Here is an 18,161-nt window from a genome sequence, read left to right as displayed (position 1 = left end):
AAAAACACTCTTTTTGAAGAGTGTTTTTTGTCTATTTTTAGTCTTTTTGCCCCTAAATCGTCATTTCTGAGAGGTAATATGTCATTCTTTCTAGTTGACCGTATCAAAAAAAAATGTAAAATCATCTTAAAGTCCTCTTTTTTGAAAATAATAATAAAATGACATATCAATCAACAATGAAATGCTCGAAAAAGCGGAATGTACTGGGGGGGATCAATTGATCATTTCGAAAGTAATCAACAATAATGTGGTCAGTGCGTATGATGACGAGCAGCATGAGCTGGTCATTATGGGTAGAGGGATTGCGTTTCAAAAGAAAAGCGGAGACCCGATTGACGAAGAACGTATCGAAAAAGTATTTTCCATTCAAAATAAAGATATATCAGAAAAATTCAAAACCCTGCTTTATGATATTCCGATCGAGTATATGCAAGTGTGTGAGGCAATTATCGATTACGCGAGAACGACCCTTAACAAAAATTTAAATGACAGCATCTATGTCACATTAACGGATCATATTACCTTTGCTATTGAACGTCATCAAAAAGGAATGGACATAAAAAATGCCTTGCTTTGGGAAATCAAACGGCTGTACAAAGAGGAATTCATGTGTGGTGTAGAAGCGATTCGGATCATACAGGACAAGCTCAACATCCATCTTCCCGAGGATGAAGCAGGCTTTATTGCGATGCATATTGTCAATGCAGAACTGAATGAGGAAATGCCGAATGTCATTCAAATTACAAAACTGATTCAAGATATTTTGAACATCGTAAAGTATCATTTCCAAATTGATTTGGACGAAGAATCATTAAATTATTTCCGTTTTGTCACGCATTTGAAGTTTTTTGGACAGCGTCTGTTTAACGAAACACAAATGGAAAATCAAAATGAGTTTCTGTATGAAGTGGTAAAGGAAAAAAATACAGCCGCTTTTCAATGTGCGGAGAAAATTAATGACTATGTTCAAAAAGAATACAACCGAAGTCTCATAGAAGATGAGATGTTATACTTAACTTTGCACATCGATCGAGTCATAAAAAGAAAATAAATCAAAAAGAAAGCGTTGACATATCAAAATTAACATGCTAATTTATAACTATAAACTCAATAACCCACAATCTTTTAGGATTGTTACTGGTCAAGCAGGCAAAACCTAAATCATTGTCCCTATCTTTGATAAGGCATGATTTAGGTTTTTTTGTATCTAAAGGCTTATAAAATTGAATAACGATCAATCGCTATGAAGGATTGTTACTGGTTAAGCAGGCAAAACCTAAATATCGATTAATGTCTGAATCGCTATTTTTCGGGCATTAATGGATGTTTAGGTTTTTTCTATATCAAGATGAAATCAACGATTGGAGGGTAACACAATGAACCACAAACAAACAGCAAAAGAAGTTCTAGAGCTTGTCGGCGGTGAAAAGAATGTTAAGCATGTCACGCACTGTATGACAAGGCTCCGCTTCAACTTATACGATGAAAGCAAAGCGGATAAAGAGAAGCTGCAATCAACAGACGGCGTCATGGGCGTGAATCAAAGCGGCGGTCAATACCATGTCATTATTGGCAACGACGTATCAAACGTCTATCAAGCAATGATTGCTGATTCTGGGTTATCAACAGATGTAAAGTCAGGCGATTCAGATGAATCATCAAAACAAAATGTGATTTCAAAACTTTTCGATTTTATCTCTGGTGTCTTCACACCGATTCTTCCAGCCATCGCTGGAGCTGGTATGATCAAAGGGATCTTGGCATTAATGCTGACGTTTCAATGGATCTCAGATAAAAGCAGCACATATGCGATTTTAACAGCTATCGGAGACGGAGCCTTTTACTTCTTACCGATTCTGCTTGCTGTAAGCGTAGCCAAAAAAATTGGCACAAATCAGTATATCGCCGCTGCCATTGCAGCAGCCGCACTGCACCCGCAGCTCACCGCTTTACTAGGTGCAGGAAATACAGAATTTCTAGGCTTGCCAGTGGTTGCCGTTGTGTACTCTTCATCGGTGATTCCAATTCTACTCACTATCTGGCTTGGCTCATATGTGGAAAGATTCGCAGAAAAATATAGTCCGAAATCACTAAAAATCATTCTTGTTCCAACAGTTACACTTCTTGTCGTGGTACCAGTTATGCTCATCGCAGTTGGACCGCTTGGTGGGATTATCGGAAATGGTCTTTCAGGTGGAATTGATTTATTGTTCAAACATGCAGGTATTTTGGCCGGACTCTTAATCGGTGGATTTATGTCACCATTGATCATTACGGGCATGCACTATGCACTACTTCCAATCATGATCAACAACATTACATTAAACGGTTTTGACTTCATTCTTCCAATGATGTTTGTAGCGAATATGGCACAAGCAGGCGCAGCATTCGGTGTCTTCTTAAGATCAAAAAACAAAACATTCAAATCATTGGCGATGTCTACAAGTATCACTGCATTAATGGGTATTACTGAACCTGCTATGTATGGTGTGAACATGCGATTGAAAAAACCGTTCCTTGCAGCCCTCATTGGTGCAGCAGCAGGCGGCGTGTTCATGTCTATCTTCAAAGTAAAGTCATATGTGATATCAGGATCAGCAGGTCTCCCAGGTCTCCCAACGTTCATTGGACCGACATTTGTTTACTCCATCATTGGATTAGTGATCGGCTTTGTTGTAGCAACCATCATGACACTTGTTCTAGGATTCAAAGATGTACCAGTGAAAGATGATACAAAAGCAGACAAACCAGAAGAAAAGAAAGACACAGTAGCGCTTCAAAATGAAGTGGTACAAAGCCCGCTTGAAGGTCAACTAAAGCCGCTCAATCAAGTAAATGATGCAACATTCTCTAATGAAATCATGGGTAAAGGAACAGCCATTGTCCCAACAGTTGGACGTGTAGTAGCACCGTTCAACGGCAAAGTTGAAACCATTTTCCAAACAAAACATGCCATTGGTTTAAAGAGTGATCAAGGCACAGAACTTCTCATCCATGTGGGGATTGATACAGTAAAACTTGGCGGTAAACATTTCACAAGTCATGTGCAGTCAGGTGATCTCGTTCAAGCAGGAGATCTGCTAGTTGAATTTGATATCAAGGGCATTCAGCAAGATGGCTATGATGTAACAACGCCAATTATCGTCACCAACACAAATGATTTTGCACAAGTTGATGCGAAAACAGATGGGGCGATTACAGTAAAAGAGACATTGCTTACAGTCAGTGTAGAAGAAAATGAGGAGGGCATTCAACATGACGAATTTAGAAAAAACATTTCCTAAAGGTTTCTTATGGGGCGGCGCAGTAGCCGCCAACCAAATTGAAGGCGCTTATAACAAAGATGGAAAAGGCTTGTCGACAGCCGATATATCACCACACGGTATTATGCACCCATTTGACGAATCAATGAAAGACCTTAACTTATATCATGATGCGATCGACTTCTATCATCGCTATAAAGAAGATATTGCCCTGTTTGCAGAAATGGGATTCAAGTGCTTCAGACTATCCATTTCTTGGCCACGTATTTTCCCAAATGGCGACGATGCGGAACCGAATGAAGCGGGCCTCGCTTTCTATGAAAAAGTATTTGATGAACTGCATAAGCATGGAATTGAGCCAGTTGTCACGATCTCTCACTATGAAATGCCACTTGCACTTGTGAAAAACTACGGCGGATGGAGAAACCGTAAGCTTGTGGGTCTTTATGAAACATACGCTAAAACATTGTTCACTCGCTTTAAAGATAAAGTGAAATATTGGATGACTTTTAATGAAATCAACGTTGTGTTACATGCTCCTTTCACAGGGGGTGGCCTTGTATTTGAAAAAGGCGAAGACGAGAAAAGCATTCAATATCAAGCAGCGCATCACCAATTTGTTGCAAGTGCTCTAGCTGTTAAAGCAGGACACGAAATCATTCCAGATGCTAAAATCGGTTGTATGATTGCAGCGATGACCACATATCCGTACAGCTCAAGACCTGAAGATATGTTTGCTGCGATTGATCAAGATCGTAAAACATTGTTCTTCTCAGATGTACAGGCAAGAGGCTATTACCCTGGATACATGAAACGTTATTTCCTGGAAAATAACATCAACATTGAATTCCAAGACGGTGACGAAGACATTCTAAGAAACCATACAGTCGACTATATTGGCTTCAGCTATTATATGAGTTTTGTGACAAGCACAGATCCAGAGGTTCTTGGACAAGTTACTGGTGGTAACCTATTTGAAGGCGTGAAAAACCCTTATCTAGAAGCAAGTGATTGGGGCTGGCAAATTGATCCAAAAGGACTTCGTACAACACTAAACCAACTATATGACCGCTACCAAAAACCATTGTTTATCGTAGAAAATGGATTGGGTGCTGTGGATCAAGTAGAAGAAGACGGCTCCATTCAAGACGATTACCGAATTGATTACCTCAGAAGTCATTTGCTTGAGGCAAGAGAAGCGATCGCAGACGGCGTTGATCTGATCGGCTATACAAGCTGGGGCCCAATTGACCTTGTCAGTGCATCAACAGCTGAAATGAAAAAACGCTACGGCTTCATTTATGTCGACCGTGACAATGAAGGCAACGGTACATTAGATCGAAAGAAAAAGAAAAGCTTTGATTGGTATAAACAAGTGATTGCGACAAATGGTGATCATTTAGATGCATGAAGAATAAAGATCTAACAAAACCACTCAATTCTAGGAGTGGTTTTGTTTTTTTATGATTTATTTAAGCGAGCTAGCTCATCTGACAATTTATTAACAACCTTGATGAAGTATGATATTGTAGGTGAGTATAATGAATAAATTAGTATATTTGGTTGATAAAGTTATTACAATATTATCAAGATACATATGAATCTATTGTGCTATAACTTAATGTAAAAAATGATCAAACTAGAGTAACAATGTGGGTTATTGCACATCTAAAAGAAATTATGATTTTGAATTAGGTGTTTATGGAAATCACACACTTAATTTATTAGAGGGGATTGAGATGGCTAGTGAACTTAGATAATAAGGGAGATACGTCGATTTTAAAGGTCGACAATCTTAGCTTGCAATATGGGAATGCAACCATCTTAAAAAATTTGTCTTTACATATTCAAGGCTCTGGCCTTTATGCCCTTCATGGAGAAAGTGGTAGTGGGAAGACGACATTTATTAATATTATTGCATTGATTCAAAAACCGAGTACTGGGAAGATGACGTTGTTCAATCAGCCCATTGATTTTACAAATCAAGAACAGATTGATAATTACCGCAAAAAAATCGCCTATTTTTTTCAGGATTTGAACTTGATTGAGTCTTTAACTGTCAGAGAAAATCTACACGTTATCTCATTAATTAACGAACAAGAAATCTCAAATGAAAGATTAGAAGAACAGGCTGCGAAGCTCAAAATGAGCGAGAAAATTGATGTCACAGTAAGCAACTTATCAGGGGGAGAAAGGCAACGCGCGGCTTTTTTGAAAATCATGCTGTTTGATTATTCATTGATTCTATTAGATGAACCAACAAATAACCTTGATAAAGATAATATTCAGATGATGCTTGGTATGTTATCTGAATTGAAGAAAACGAGGACCATTTTAGTCGTTACACATTCTGATACCGTTGTGCAACATGCTGATGTCGTCCTTCGATTTGAAGACTTGAATAAAAAGGACCAATCCATATGAAAACAACATTCGTCTTTGAGTATTTAAAAAAGAAACATCGACCGACCCTGAGAAAATTAGCTGTTTTGAATTTTGTTTTACTGATGTTAATCTTTTTTTCCATATTTACTATCTTGATTTCTGCCGATAATATTTATAAAAACGTATTGACTAATGATCGTCTATCAATGGTTTTAATTAATGGATATTCGAAAACTGGTGAGTATCAGTACGATACAGATAAAATTAAGCGTATGCCGAATGTCAAAGACATTGTCTATGAATATGACGTCTCGTTATCTATTGAAGCAAATGGAGAAACGGATATATTGTCGGCTTTATCATTCAATCCGACAACAAAAGAGGCTGTGAGTTATGAAGGAGATCTAAAAGAAAACACTATCCTGCTTCCAGAAAGATTTAAAGGTAAAAAAATAAAAGTTTTTGATGGTGAAGTGGAACCATTAAAAGCGAATATTGATTACTACAAAGGAGAAGGGAACTATTTCTTAAAAGATTACAGTTACTTATCACCTGATCTGTATAAAAAGCTAAGTAATCAAATTAAGATTGGTGAGAACTACGACGGTGTTAGAACACTCATTGTAAATTTAAATAAAACCGAGGATATTTATGAATTTGTGAACCAATTTGATCGAATGTTTGATGAAGAAGATGTTTTTGTATACTATCAAGCGCAAGGGCTAGAGAAACTAGTTGCTAATTCAAAATTGTCATTTTTACTGCTTGTCGTATTTCAGATCATTTTATTTGTGGTGATTACTTTTATTTATCGAGGTCAGATGCATACACTGATTAGTATTTTGAATCGAGATTTGTTGTCCTTGTATTTAAATGGGATGTCATCAAAGGATATGATCAAGCAATTCTATCGTAGTATAGATAAGATGAACCTAAAAGTGTATATTGTTGCGTTACTATTCATTGCTGTCTTGGGTGCTTTTCTGCTAGGACAATTACCGGGAGAGATCATTCTATGGATTGGCGGAACAGCTGTTGGACTTCTACTTGTCTTGGTTCTATTAAATAAATGGTTTGTGCGATACATTATCACAAAACGTATGAAGAAAGAACTGTCACAAGAAAATATCGTATCAAGATTACGTAACTAAAAAAGAACTGCTTATTGGCAGTTCTTTTTTTAACCCCTAGGCTTTGAGAGCTTAGAACTAGATGTGTTATTTCCACACTTGATCCGCAACCTCAATCACATGACGCAGCTTTTCCCATTGCTGTTCTTCTGTTAACAAATTGCCTTCCTCTGTTGAGGCGAATCCGCATTGTGGGCTCAAACAGATTTGGTTGATGTCCACATATTGTGCCGCTTCCTCGATTCTTCTTTTGATCTGATCAACGGGTTCAAGTTCCCCATACTTTGAAGTGACAAGACCTAGTACGATTTGAAGGTTTGGATTTTTCACATAACGAAGGGGTTCGAATCCGCCAGAACGGTCATCGTCGAATTCTAAGAAGAGACCATCCAAATCGAGACCCGCAAAAATCGTTTCTGCTGCTGCTTCATATCCGCCTTCAGCTGCCCACGTCGATTTAAAGTTACCACGGCAAATGTGCATAGTGATCACCAAATCCTCTGGTCGATCGGCAACCGCTTCATTGATTGTTTTCGCAAACGATTCACGCAGTTCATCTTCCTCGCGGCCAAAAGCTTTGATTTGTTCATGTCCTTTTTCAGAAAAGAACACAGCCCAAGCTGTATCATCTAGCTGTAAGTAACGGCAGCCTGCATCATAAAAAGCACGGATGGCTTTTTTATAAGCTTGTGCCACGTCATGGTGAAAATCATCTAAGCTGTCGTACACACCTTCTTCAAGCTTTCCACGGAAAAAGAGCATATTCGGACTTGGAATCGTCATTTTAGCCGTATGATCACCCGCGATGCTGTGAAGGAAGCGATAATCCTCTAGCATTGGATGATCAGTAAAATCAATCTTACCTGTTACTTTGATGCCTCTCGCTTTTGTCGTCGTATTGTGGAATTGAATGCCTTGGTCTGCTTCAAATCCTTCGACCCCATCAAGCCCTTCTAGAAAGTCAAAATGCCACCATGCACGTCTGAATTCTCCATCTGTGACAACCTCTAATCCAATTTCTTTTTGCTTCTCTACAATACGAGTGATTTCTTCGTTTTCAATTTGTCTGAGCTGTTCTGCTGTCAGTGTACCGTCTGCCTTTTGCTTACGTGCTTCTTTGATGCGTTCAGAACGAAGTAAACTCCCTACTTGATCTGCGCGAAATGGCGGCTTTGTTGTTTTCTTACCAATGGTTTGTACTTGTGTCATGCTGAATCCCTTCTTTCTTCAGGTTATAAATCAAATAAAAAAGCTCTTCCTTGGATAAGGAAGAGCATCATATACTGTGAGATCTCTGCCTTATCTTCAAACAAGCATCAGCTTGCTTAAGGAATTAGCACCATTCTGTTCCTAGGAACAGCGGTTGCCGGGTTTCACAGGGCCAGTCCCTCCACCACTCTTAATAAGGTTACCTTTGATTCAATTTTCTTAATAAACACAATTATTCAATCTTTTCGAGAAAAAGTCAATGGTTTTTCCTATTTATTTTCCTACATAAACAAATCAGCGACGAGAACACCGGCTAATCCAACAAGTGATAGAACAGTCACCATCAATGTCCAAGTTTTAAAAGTTTGAGCCATCGACAAATTAAAGTATTCTTTGTAAATCCAGAAACCTGCATCATTCACATGAGAGAATGTTATACTGCCGGCGCCTGTTGCAATCACCATTAGTTCGGGGCTAACTCCCGTCAAACCAATTAGCGGTGCAGAAATGCCAGCTGCTGTGAGACCCGCGACAGTTGCTGACCCTAAAGAGACACGAAGGACAGCTGCAATCAGCCAAGTGAGGAGCAGAGGAGACAGTGTGCTTCCTTGCATAATCCCTGCAATGTATTGATCAACACCGCTGTCAATGAGCACCTGTTTAAAGGCGCCGCCGCCTGCAATGATCAATAAAATCATCGCAATGGAGCCAATTGAATCTGTAATCGACTTCATGACGTCCTGCATGCTCTTTCCTCTGCCAAGACCAAATGTGTAGATGGCAAGCAGCACAGAGATTAATAGGGCAATCGCCGGCTCGCCTAAAAACTCAGCTGCCGGTAGCAGCGGGGAGGACGGGAAGAAAATTTCTAAACATGCTCTGAATGTCATGAGCAATACAGGTAAAATAGCGGTGAAAATACTAATGCCGAAGCTTGGCATTTCCTCTTCTGTCAATTCCTTTGGATTAAACAAGTCCTTTGGAATGTGTGCATGCAGTTGGTCTTTCTTAAATAGTTTCGTAAACAGAAGTCCGCCTACTAAAACAGCAGGAATGGCTAAAATAATTCCAACCAATAAGGTTTGTCCCATGTTGGCTTGAAATACATTGGCAATGGCTGTCGGCCCTGGGTGAGGAGGGAGGAAGCCATGTGTTGTAATGAGTGCAGCGACGAGCGGCATTCCCACATACAACACAGGAAGTCTTGCGGCTTGAGCAATGGTAAAGACTAATGGAATAAGAATAATGAATCCGGTTTCATAAAATAGAGCAATTCCGATAACAAATCCAGTCAGCATCGTCGCCCATTGGATTTTCCCGATACCAAAGCGGTCGATGAGTGTCATGGCAATACGCTGAGCACCGCCAGAATCAGCCATCAATTTACCAAGCATCGCTCCAAAGCCAAGAACCAACGCCAGATGGCCGAGTGTACTTCCAAGCCCTTTTTCGACTGAAGCAATCGCTTCAAGTGGTGACATGCCTTCTAAAACGGCAACGATTAAAGAGACAATAATCAACGAAATGAAAGCGTTTAACTTAAAGACAACCATGAGTAAAAGTAATAACAAAACGCCAAGTCCGATAAAAACTAACGACATGATCTTTCCTCCTTTGTGCTGCATAAGGGAGCGTGAACGCCCCCTCTGCTTTATCCTTCAAGTATGTCTACTGCTTCTTTTAACGTATCCTTTGAGCCAACATTTCCCGGGAAAATCACATAAGACATAAATGGGAATTTGCTTTCTTCTCCTGTTTGCCAAACGGGAATACCTGGTTTGATTTGACCTGCGACGGTCGCACGTTTGACGCTGAGTCCTCTTGTTCCAATATCGCTTGAGGTGATTCCACCTTTGGCAATGAGGTACTTAGGGCGAATGGAGAGGCGCTGGACAATGCTTGTCACCGCATCACTAATCTGAACAGAGAGTTTCAATTCTTCCTCTCGGCGATTGTCTCCAAGATCAAGCCGTTCTCTCCTTGTATAAACAGCAACCGATTGTCCGGTTGTTAAAAGCCTTTCAGTTTGTTGAATCACGCGGTCAATTTCCTCTTGAAATGCTTCAGGTTCTAACACGAGGTGTGTATCAAATTCAATAAATGCAATGTCTTTATTTTGCTGCAGCGCTCGCAATTGTTCGGTTGTTTTTTTGACATGGGAACCGACCATGATGAGGCCACCGTGCCTGCTTTCTTCCTGTATTAAGTCTTGTCTAGTTAATAGTGCTTGATCCTCAACACCGCCAAGCACTTTTGTGAGAGCTGCCGCACTTCTAAATAGAAAGTGCTGACCTGCTTTGATAGCATCTATGAGGGCAACGACAAAGACTTTGACATCGTCATAGTCCACTGCATTTACAACTACTTTTTGAAAATCCTTCACGGTCATCAGCTGATCCTTGATTTGTTCAATACGTAAAGCCCGGATATCTTCTAAAGAAATATAAGTAGTGTTTTCCTTAGTGAACGATCCGTTTGATTTCTCTTCGATCCATTCTCCGAGGTGAGAAGATTGAAATCCGAATGTACGATCCAATGCAAATTCTGTGTCACCAGCAGGAATTAATTCGTGACCTTCCTGTACGTAGTGAATATTGCCAATCGTAAAGCGGCCGCCTTCTTTAAAAAAGGGAAGAAGAATTTCGCCGTCAAATTGGCGGGAGCTTTGCTGTTCAATGGTCGTTCTGAGAATTTCAGTCTCCAGTGGGAAATGTCCACGCAGGGTGGAATCCCCCCGGCTGACAATGATGAAATCTTGATCAAGCTGTTCAGCCGTTTTCACAATCGTTGATGCGATCGTTTCATGAAGAACCGCCGTTTCTTTCTCTGTCATACTGCGAGAGTTGGTTAAGATAAAGAACATACGGCTGTCTTCAAGAAAACCAGCTTCAATGCTTTTCTCTGACCAATCGGTGAAAACAGAGACGCCGTGTACGGTTTGAATGCCTGTTGGGTCATCGTCTAATACAATCACTTTATGGTGGAAATGGTTTAGTGCTTGTTCGTATGCTGATTGAATGCGGTCTGAATCCGCTTTCGGAATGGCATTTAATAACTCAATGCTTTGTTTCATAGAACCTCATCCTTTCTTCACTTCAACATGAGCCATTTTTTCGTAATATTGAACGATCCCGCCGTGATCAAGTCCAGACTTTCCGTCCGCTTTGAGGGCGTGGAAGATTTCTAGCAGCTGACTAGAAAGCGGGAGAGGAACGCCGATATCGTGGGCAGTTTCCATGACATTGGTTAAATCCTTTAAGTTGATGTCAATACGTCCGCCAGGCTCAAAGTTTCGTTCTAAAATGAGAGGAACCTTCGCATCGAGTACAGCACTTCCTGCCAGTCCACCTCGGATGGCTTCATACATTTTATCAATCGCAATGCCAGACTTAGCGGCAAGAACGAGTGCCTCGGACATGGCAGCGATATTTAAGTTGACGATGATTTGATTCGCAAGCTTAGCGGTTGTCCCGCTTCCATTTGAACCAACTAATACGACATCTGTGCCCATGGCATAGAGGACATCCTTTACTTGTTCAAAGATCTCTTCTTCTCCGCCCGCCATAATCGCAAGTGTCCCGTCTATCGCCTTTGGCTCTCCGCCACTGACAGGAGCATCGATAAATTCGACCTGATGCTGTTTTGCCAGTGCCGCTAAAGCTCTAGAAGTAACAGGTGAAATAGAGCTCATATCTATAATGATCGTGCCAGGTTTTGCTGTAGCCAATATGCCTTGTTCACCTGCTACGACTGCTTCTACATGCTCACCTTTTGGAAGCATCGTGATGATGATATCGCTTACAGATGCTGCCTCAGCAGCTGATGCAGCGGCATTTGCGCCCACTTCTTTTAATGCTAGAACAGCTTCTGTATGAATATCGAAAACAGTCACAGTATGACCGGCTTTTAATAGATTGAGTGCCATAGGTTTCCCCATAATGCCTAATCCAATGAATCCAATTTGCTTTGCCATTTTGTCCGCCTCCTATTTAGAAACCCCTTACAAAAAGCGCTTTCTTTTCTTTTTGTTAGTATATATACTATCTTTTTAATTTAATAGTAGGAAATAAACTATTATTCATTTAATGTACATGACGAAATAGGAATGTGTCAACGGAAAATATGAGAAAAGTCACAAAAAAAAGACCGGAAACAGCTCCGGTCTATTGTCGATTATGTTTTATTTTTAGCTACAGCTAATCGAGAACGTTTGACGTTGTCGATCGCATTTGATCCTAATTCTAAAACAGCTGCGACGTACAAAACATCAATAATCACAAGCTGATTAATACGAGAAATCATTGAGTCAGAACGATAGGTTGTTTCTCTCGATGAACTGAGCAGATGAAAGTCGGATTTCTTGGCGAGCTCTGATTTCGGATAGCTCGTAATCGAGGCGACCGTTGCACCTTTTTCCTTTGCAAATTGTACGGCATCAAGGATTTCTCTACTTTCCCCTGAATGTGAGATCGCGACGATAAAATCATGTTCTGTTGCATGTGTTGCAATCATATTCATCATATGAGGATCGCTGCATAGACTCACTTCAAAGCCAAGCTGGAGAAACTTATGATAGGCATCTCCGGCAATAAAACTGGAGGCACCTGCTCCAAAGAAGACGGTTTTATGAGCCTGTTTCATTTGCTCAATAAATTGTGTCACAGCTTGGTCTTCTAAAATATGTTTCATATCCTGAATAGAGTTGGTTGTTAACTCTATGACCTTATGTTTAATATCTGCGACACTATCAGATGCTTCGATCTCACCGTATATGGATTGAGGCGTATTGGTCGCAATATCCTGCGCGACATGGACACGAAACACTTGATAGGACTCATAGCCAATTTTTCGCAGAAAACGAAAGATCGTCGTTTCACTTGTGTTGCATTCAGCAGCGAGTGCACTAATCGAATGAAGCACAACTTTCTGAGGGTTTTGTAAAATGTAATTGGCAATCTTTTTCTGGGTAGGGGACAAACTATGAAATGTTGTCCGGATATGACTAAAAATATTCTCTTCTATGATAAACACCACACTTCATCTAACATTCTATCTTAAGCATACAGGAACTTATGAAAACGGTAAACAAACCTCACATGAAAAATAAAGAATAATATGGAAGAAAACACTTCTTTTGGTTCTTTTGTCATGGTATACTCAATTGGTAATAGACAAAAATGGGGGTTTTTACTATGACAATGAAAAAAGGCCTAACGATCAGCCTGCTCATTTTTTCGCTGATTGTTTCATTGTTTGCGCCAGTTGGATCTGCGGATGCCAAACAAGTGAAAAAAGCAAAAGTAAGCACACACTATTATAAAAAGAAAAAAACGTTTAAATATGCACAGGTGAAAAACCTTAGTAAAGCGCATATGAAAACCATCAACCATGATTTAAAAGAAGATATTGCATTTTCCTACTCTACGTATTTGTTCTTAAAGGACGAAGCGAAAAAAGAAGGCATTGGGAAGATCACATACGAGAGATCGTTTAAAACGAAATTTAACAATGGGAAGAAACTAAGTATCCTAAACTATGATTACATGAATGACGGTAGCATGCACGGGGATACGATGGTTACGAGCATGAACTATGTGTTAACAAAGAAAAAAACAAAGCAACTGTACTTTACAGATGTGGTAAAAACAAAGAAAAAGCGTACAAAAGTAAGAGATTATATCTATAACTACACAAAGAAGCATAAAAGTAAATTCTATGCGAATCTGAAAAAAAGCGATATTCAAATCGGCTACGACACGCAGTACTACTTCACGAAAAAGGGAATCGCTGTTGTCTTCCAGCCATATGAAATTTCACCGTACTATGTAGGAATTCCTATGATTCAAGTACCTGCGAAGGTGTATAAATAAACAAGAGAAACGGCCATGAATTTGGTCGTTTTTTTATACATAAAAAGAGCCCCTGGTGATGAGGCTCTTCTTTTACATTTATACTTGTTTGGGTGCATCGTTTAGTGGGTGACGGCGTTTGCCGTTGTAGTGGCGGCGCATACGAAAGATTTCAAACTCCGAAAGCTCTGTGCTTTTTCGTTTTTGGGTGCGGTTATCTTTTTTGAAAGAGAATAGTAAGTAGCAGCAAAGTGAAGCGATAATCAATAAAATCATCATATGACATTCCTCCAATTCATCCTATTCTTTAAGTGTAGACAGGGTGAGTGATGTTTATAACTGAAAATAGTTAGCAAATAGCGTTTAGTTCTAAAGGTTTATTCTAGGTGCTTTTTTTAGGTCTAAAATACTGGTCGTTTTTAACTATTATATTTCCAGTTATTTCACTCGTCAAGAAGAATTTTTCTGGGGTTGTCTCTATTAGTACGAATAAGTGTCATAAAAGTTTCAGAAAATTGTAAACTTTTATTAAAAAACCGTTCCCGAACAGGAACGGTTGTAAACATGTTTATGCTTTTTCTTCAAATAAACGTGCAATTTCCACGATCACTTCTGACGCTTTCAGCATGTTCTCTACAGAGATGAATTCATATTTACCATGGAAGTTTTCCCCGCCAGTAAAGATGTTTGGCGTTGGAAGTCCTTTATATGAAAGCTGTGAGCCATCTGTACCGCCGCGGATTGGTTCAATGACAGGTGTCACTGAGCGGTTTTCCATGGCTTCATGAGCGATGTCTACGATATGTTTGACTGGCTCAATTTTTTCTCTCATATTGTAATATTGATCCTGAATGCTAAGGGTGATGCTGTTTTCGCCGTAGACTGCTTTTAAGTCGTTTGCGATTTTTTCAAATAGTGCTTTGCGCTTGTTGAATTTCTCTTTATCAAAATCACGAATAATATATTGCAGCTCTGCTTCTTCTACTTCTCCTACAAATCTTGTGAGATGGAAAAAGCCTTCGTATCCTTCTGTGTATTCTGGAGATTCATCTGAAGGAAGTTTGTTGTGAAAGAGCATGCCGATCTTTGCAGCACTGACCATTTTGTCTTTTGCTGTCCCTGGATGGACGTTGTTTCCTTTAATTGATACTTTTGCACCTGCGGCGTTGAAGCTTTCATATTGAAGCTCTCCTAGCGGGCCACCGTCAATCGTATAAGCATAGGAAGCGCCAAAGGCATCAACATCGAATTTGTGAGGTCCTCTGCCGATCTCTTCATCTGGTGTGAAGGCGACACGAATTTTTCCATGCTTGATTTCTGGATGCTCAATCAGGTAATGCATGGCGGTCATAATTTCTGCGATACCAGCTTTGTTATCTGCACCGAGCAGGGTCGTGCCATCAGTCGTGATGAGCGTATGTCCTTGGTATTTTTGTAAATTTGGAAACTGTGCTGGAGATAATACGATATGTAGATCTTCGTTTAACGTGATGTCCCCGCCTTGATAGTTCTCGTGAATCTGCGGTTTCACGTTCTTGCCAGTGAAGTCAGTGGCTGTGTCGATATGAGCCAGGAAGCCAATGGTTGGCACTTCTTTGTCTGTGTTAGATGGGATCGTGCCCATGACATAACCGTTTTCATCCATTGTCACTTCTTGAATGCCGATGGATTTCATCTCTTCAACTAGCTGCCTTGCTAGGTTCAGCTGTCCTTCAGTGGATGGGCAGCTCTCTATGTCTGCATCAGACTGTGTATCCACTTTTACATAACTTGTGAATCGCTGGATCATTTCCTCTTTCATCAATACGTCACTCCTTTTGTAGAATATGTTCATTTTATCATGTCTTGAATGCGCTTCATAACAAGAAAGGCTTTCTCTGACAATTAGAGAGGAAAAAGACCTACTTTTATTTTGCGATGTGCTGAATGGTTCTTTAGGGTGATTTTTTTGGGTGTCTTTTTATTTATAATGAGGACATATAAAATCATCCATTTGTACGTTAATTTGGGAGAAAGGGGTGCGAAAGTTGGATTCTAGTCAAACACTTGCACTCGCTCAAAAGTTCCAAGAAGCCGCTGATGGCATTCGGCAGTCGAAGCAGCTACTTGAGAATCGGCTGAAGGCAGTTGGATCAGGCTGGCAAGGGGAAGCAAGAGATAAATTTGATCAAAGCTTTGAGGAAACAGTGACACGCTATGATCAATTTGAAAAGGACTTGCTTGAAACAAGTCAGGAACTGCGGGATGCTGCTGTCAAAATCGAGGAACGTAAAGCTGAAATCGCCAGAATGGAAGAGCTTGAGCGAAAAAGGCGAGAAGAACGGAGAGAAAGAAACCGAGAAGGGAGATGATGTGATGGCGCGTGACATTGTAGTAGATCCAGATCAGCTGACAGGGCTGGCGAATGATTTTGTAGGAGAGCTTTCGGCCATCGAAACAAAGCACCACGATTTACATAGTGAACTGGATGGCCTCATCCTAGGCTGTGATCCCCGTTATCGAAGCTGTTTTTCTGGAGTAGGAGATGCATGGGGTTCTGGACAAGCCTTAATGAGCAAATTGAGCAGTGACGACATTGCCATTCGTCATGCAACGGATAAAATGGTCGAAGCTGATGATATTTTAAGGAAAATGTACAGTCTGTATGATCAATATGGTACACTCACGAGCCTAGCTGGTATTGTGATGATGCAGGCAAAATACTATGGGCTTGGAATGACGACTTTTATTAAAGAAAATGGCCGATATGCTGCGCAGCATTCAAAGCTCCTTCTTGATGTGACCGGACGGGTAGAAGGTACGAGATTTGACCGGCTGGCAAGGATTTGGCTGAGCAAAAAAGAATTATTAAAACGATCGAATTGGTCGATGGCTGACCTGGTCCATAAGAAATTTACAAAATTTTATCCTAGCGATACAGTGGCGTTCACGAACAGTGTACGTGATTTCACAAAAGGAAGTATCAATTGGAAGGACACAGCTGGCATCAAGTCTGTTCTGAAAAATGGTGCAAGGTTTGCGAAAGGAAATGCTATCATTGCAACGGTCGTCACAGGTGCAACAGAAACGGTTGGCTGCGGTCTGAAAATTGCGGAGAACTATGCGGAATTTGGGGATCAGCCAGAAGTTCTCAAGCGTGAAAATGCAAAGGCTGTTGGAAATGCAGTGAATAATACGGTCTTTATTGCAGGCGGTTCTGTTGCAGGTGCCGTTGTGGGCGGCGCTCTTGGAAGCTTTGCAGGACCGATTGGAACAGTGGTTGGCGGTGCGATAGGATCAGCAGTAGGTGGCTTTATTGGTGAAAAAGTCGCCAAGCTTACTTCTGGTTTTGCAGAACAGGTCGCAGTGAAATTAAAAGACCCAATTCATGCGGTTGTCGATAAAGGAAAAAAAGCATTTGAACTGGCAGGTCAAGGTGTTAAAGCAGTCAATGACACCATTGATCAAGCAAATCAGGTGATACATAAAGGAATAGAAAAAACAAAAGAAACCGCAGATTCGCTGTTGAAAGGTGCAGGTGATTTCTTGAAGGGCGCATTTTCTTTTGGATAAGGAGAGATCAAGTTGGATCAGCTAAGTCTAAGTATCGAGGAACTCATCTTTAGTTTTTACAGTGAAGGCTATTTTGAGCAAGGGATGTCTTTAAAGGAAGCCTATTATCCAGATGTAGAGGATGAACGTCTTGGATTTTTATTTGAAATTGCATGTCGCTCTTTGCTGGCAAAAGACGTGCTGGAATTCCGAAATAGACAATACCGTTATAAAGAAAAATACCGGCATTTCATTCAAGCCATGAACGATGCATCACATACCGTGAAAGCTTCAAGGTTTGGTGCATTAGATGAAGAGGTCAGTACGTCCTTTCATACGACTCAGGCAGGTGTGTATTCACACCATACGCTTTTTGATCAACAAGTGCATCAGATTCACAAACTAAAAGACGATCAGCAGACTGTGGAGAAAGTGACAACCTTTTTGAACATACACATGAGTGAACACCTTACACCAGTCATCAATTTGCAGGCGGAAGAATTTGAACTGCTGTTAGAACAAGCCAGTCAAGGGAATGAGGATTGCCCTTCTTTTCTAAATAAAGCAGAGAACCAAGAGCTTGTGCGGGCATTTGCTTCTGATGTAAGGGTCAGAAAAGGAAAAATGGATTCTTTGATGAAGGTCACTTATGATAAAAATAATACGCCGGATGTAGAGTCCATGATATTTGTTATTCCGGGGCAGAAGCATTCTTGGCTAGTGTCGGGCATGAAGGAAAATGAATTTCGGATAGAGACGGCTCATAGAGACGGATTACGTTCTATATTCTAATG

General features: G+C 40.4%; 16 protein-coding genes and 1 riboswitch. Of the genes, 9 read left to right on the top strand and 7 right to left on the bottom strand.

All coding sequences use genetic code 11. The annotated features are described in order from the left end of the window. The first annotated feature begins 217 nt into the window (after positions 1–217). The 5 genes from licT (at position 218) to N521_RS04445 (ending at position 6,799) form a co-directional block, all read left to right on the top strand. Positions 218–1,051 (top strand): BglG family transcription antiterminator LicT, encoded by an 834-nt coding sequence (licT, locus tag N521_RS04465; protein ID WP_017358647.1) that lies wholly within the window; start codon positions 218–220, stop codon positions 1,049–1,051. 325 nt (positions 1,052–1,376) lie between these two features. Continuing rightward, positions 1,377–3,284, top strand: coding sequence for a beta-glucoside-specific PTS transporter subunit IIABC (locus tag N521_RS04460; protein ID WP_035389969.1), 1,908 nt, complete (start codon positions 1,377–1,379; stop codon positions 3,282–3,284). Further along, positions 3,256–4,674: an aryl-phospho-beta-d-glucosidase gene (locus N521_RS04455; RefSeq protein WP_035389968.1), complete on the top strand. Its 1,419-nt coding sequence runs from the start codon at positions 3,256–3,258 to the stop codon at positions 4,672–4,674. The genes N521_RS04460 and N521_RS04455 overlap by 29 nt, the downstream gene beginning before the upstream one ends. A 335-nt stretch (positions 4,675–5,009) precedes the next feature. Beyond that, on the top strand, positions 5,010–5,687 hold the full coding sequence (locus N521_RS04450) for an ATP-binding cassette domain-containing protein (protein WP_035389967.1): 678 nt from the start codon (positions 5,010–5,012) through the stop codon (positions 5,685–5,687). Between the two features lie 167 nt (positions 5,688–5,854). Continuing rightward, positions 5,855–6,799 (top strand): hypothetical protein, encoded by a 945-nt coding sequence (locus N521_RS04445; protein WP_008345681.1) that lies wholly within the window; start codon positions 5,855–5,857, stop codon positions 6,797–6,799. A gap of 66 nt (positions 6,800–6,865) precedes the next feature. Here the strand turns inward: N521_RS04445 and N521_RS04440 are convergent, their stop codons facing one another. The 5 genes from N521_RS04440 to N521_RS04420 form a co-directional block, all read right to left on the bottom strand. Beyond that, positions 6,866–7,987 carry a 5-methyltetrahydropteroyltriglutamate--homocysteine S-methyltransferase gene (locus N521_RS04440; RefSeq protein WP_035389966.1) on the bottom strand — a complete coding sequence of 374 codons (1,122 nt, stop codon included), beginning with the start codon at positions 7,985–7,987 and terminating at the stop codon, positions 6,866–6,868. An 87-nt stretch (positions 7,988–8,074) separates the two neighbouring features. Then, positions 8,075–8,187: riboswitch (SAM riboswitch) on the bottom strand. Between the two features lie 81 nt (positions 8,188–8,268). Then, positions 8,269–9,588, bottom strand: a complete 1,320-nt coding sequence (locus tag N521_RS04435) for a gluconate:H+ symporter (RefSeq protein WP_035389964.1) — start codon at positions 9,586–9,588, stop codon at positions 8,269–8,271. 50 nt (positions 9,589–9,638) lie between these two features. Next, positions 9,639–11,060: a four-carbon acid sugar kinase family protein gene (locus tag N521_RS04430; protein ID WP_035389962.1), complete on the bottom strand. Its 1,422-nt coding sequence runs from the start codon at positions 11,058–11,060 to the stop codon at positions 9,639–9,641. Between the two features lie 6 nt (positions 11,061–11,066). After that, positions 11,067–11,960 (bottom strand): 2-hydroxy-3-oxopropionate reductase, encoded by an 894-nt coding sequence (gene garR, locus N521_RS04425; RefSeq protein WP_035389960.1) that lies wholly within the window; start codon positions 11,958–11,960, stop codon positions 11,067–11,069. 200 nt (positions 11,961–12,160) lie between these two features. Then, positions 12,161–13,018, bottom strand: a complete 858-nt coding sequence (locus N521_RS04420; protein ID WP_017368342.1) for a MurR/RpiR family transcriptional regulator — start codon at positions 13,016–13,018, stop codon at positions 12,161–12,163. Between the two features lie 161 nt (positions 13,019–13,179). Here N521_RS04420 and N521_RS04415 point away from each other — a divergent pair, with 161 nt between their 5' ends. After that, positions 13,180–13,857: a DUF3298 and DUF4163 domain-containing protein gene (locus N521_RS04415; RefSeq protein WP_017368341.1), complete on the top strand. Its 678-nt coding sequence runs from the start codon at positions 13,180–13,182 to the stop codon at positions 13,855–13,857. A gap of 78 nt (positions 13,858–13,935) precedes the next feature. Here N521_RS04415 and N521_RS04410 read toward each other — a convergent pair whose 3' ends face one another. Both N521_RS04410 and pepT read right to left on the bottom strand, forming a co-directional pair. Continuing rightward, positions 13,936–14,115, bottom strand: coding sequence for a hypothetical protein (locus N521_RS04410; RefSeq protein WP_035389957.1), 180 nt, complete (start codon positions 14,113–14,115; stop codon positions 13,936–13,938). A gap of 289 nt (positions 14,116–14,404) precedes the next feature. Continuing rightward, positions 14,405–15,637, bottom strand: a complete 1,233-nt coding sequence (pepT, locus tag N521_RS04405) for a peptidase T (protein ID WP_008345662.1) — start codon at positions 15,635–15,637, stop codon at positions 14,405–14,407. A 226-nt stretch (positions 15,638–15,863) separates the two neighbouring features. On the opposite strand from pepT, the gene N521_RS04400 reads away from it, so the two are divergent. From N521_RS04400 to N521_RS04390, 3 genes are read left to right on the top strand one after another with little or no spacing between them, the layout of a single operon-like run. Beyond that, positions 15,864–16,187, top strand: a complete 324-nt coding sequence (locus N521_RS04400; RefSeq protein WP_008345659.1) for a WXG100 family type VII secretion target — start codon at positions 15,864–15,866, stop codon at positions 16,185–16,187. A gap of 4 nt (positions 16,188–16,191) precedes the next feature. Next, positions 16,192–17,388, top strand: a complete 1,197-nt coding sequence (locus N521_RS04395) for a DUF6861 domain-containing protein (RefSeq protein ID WP_017358662.1) — start codon at positions 16,192–16,194, stop codon at positions 17,386–17,388. 12 nt (positions 17,389–17,400) lie between these two features. Next, positions 17,401–18,159: a hypothetical protein gene (locus N521_RS04390; RefSeq protein WP_035389955.1), complete on the top strand. Its 759-nt coding sequence runs from the start codon at positions 17,401–17,403 to the stop codon at positions 18,157–18,159. Positions 18,160–18,161: the final 2 nt, after the last annotated feature.

The organism is Bacillus sp. UNC125MFCrub1.1 (assembly GCF_000701305.1).
GTDB classification, from domain to species: Bacteria; Bacillota; Bacilli; order Bacillales; family Bacillaceae; genus Bacillus; species Bacillus altitudinis.
Note: the sequence above shows the minus strand (reverse complement) of the source record. Positions and strands in the feature narration are given on the sequence as shown.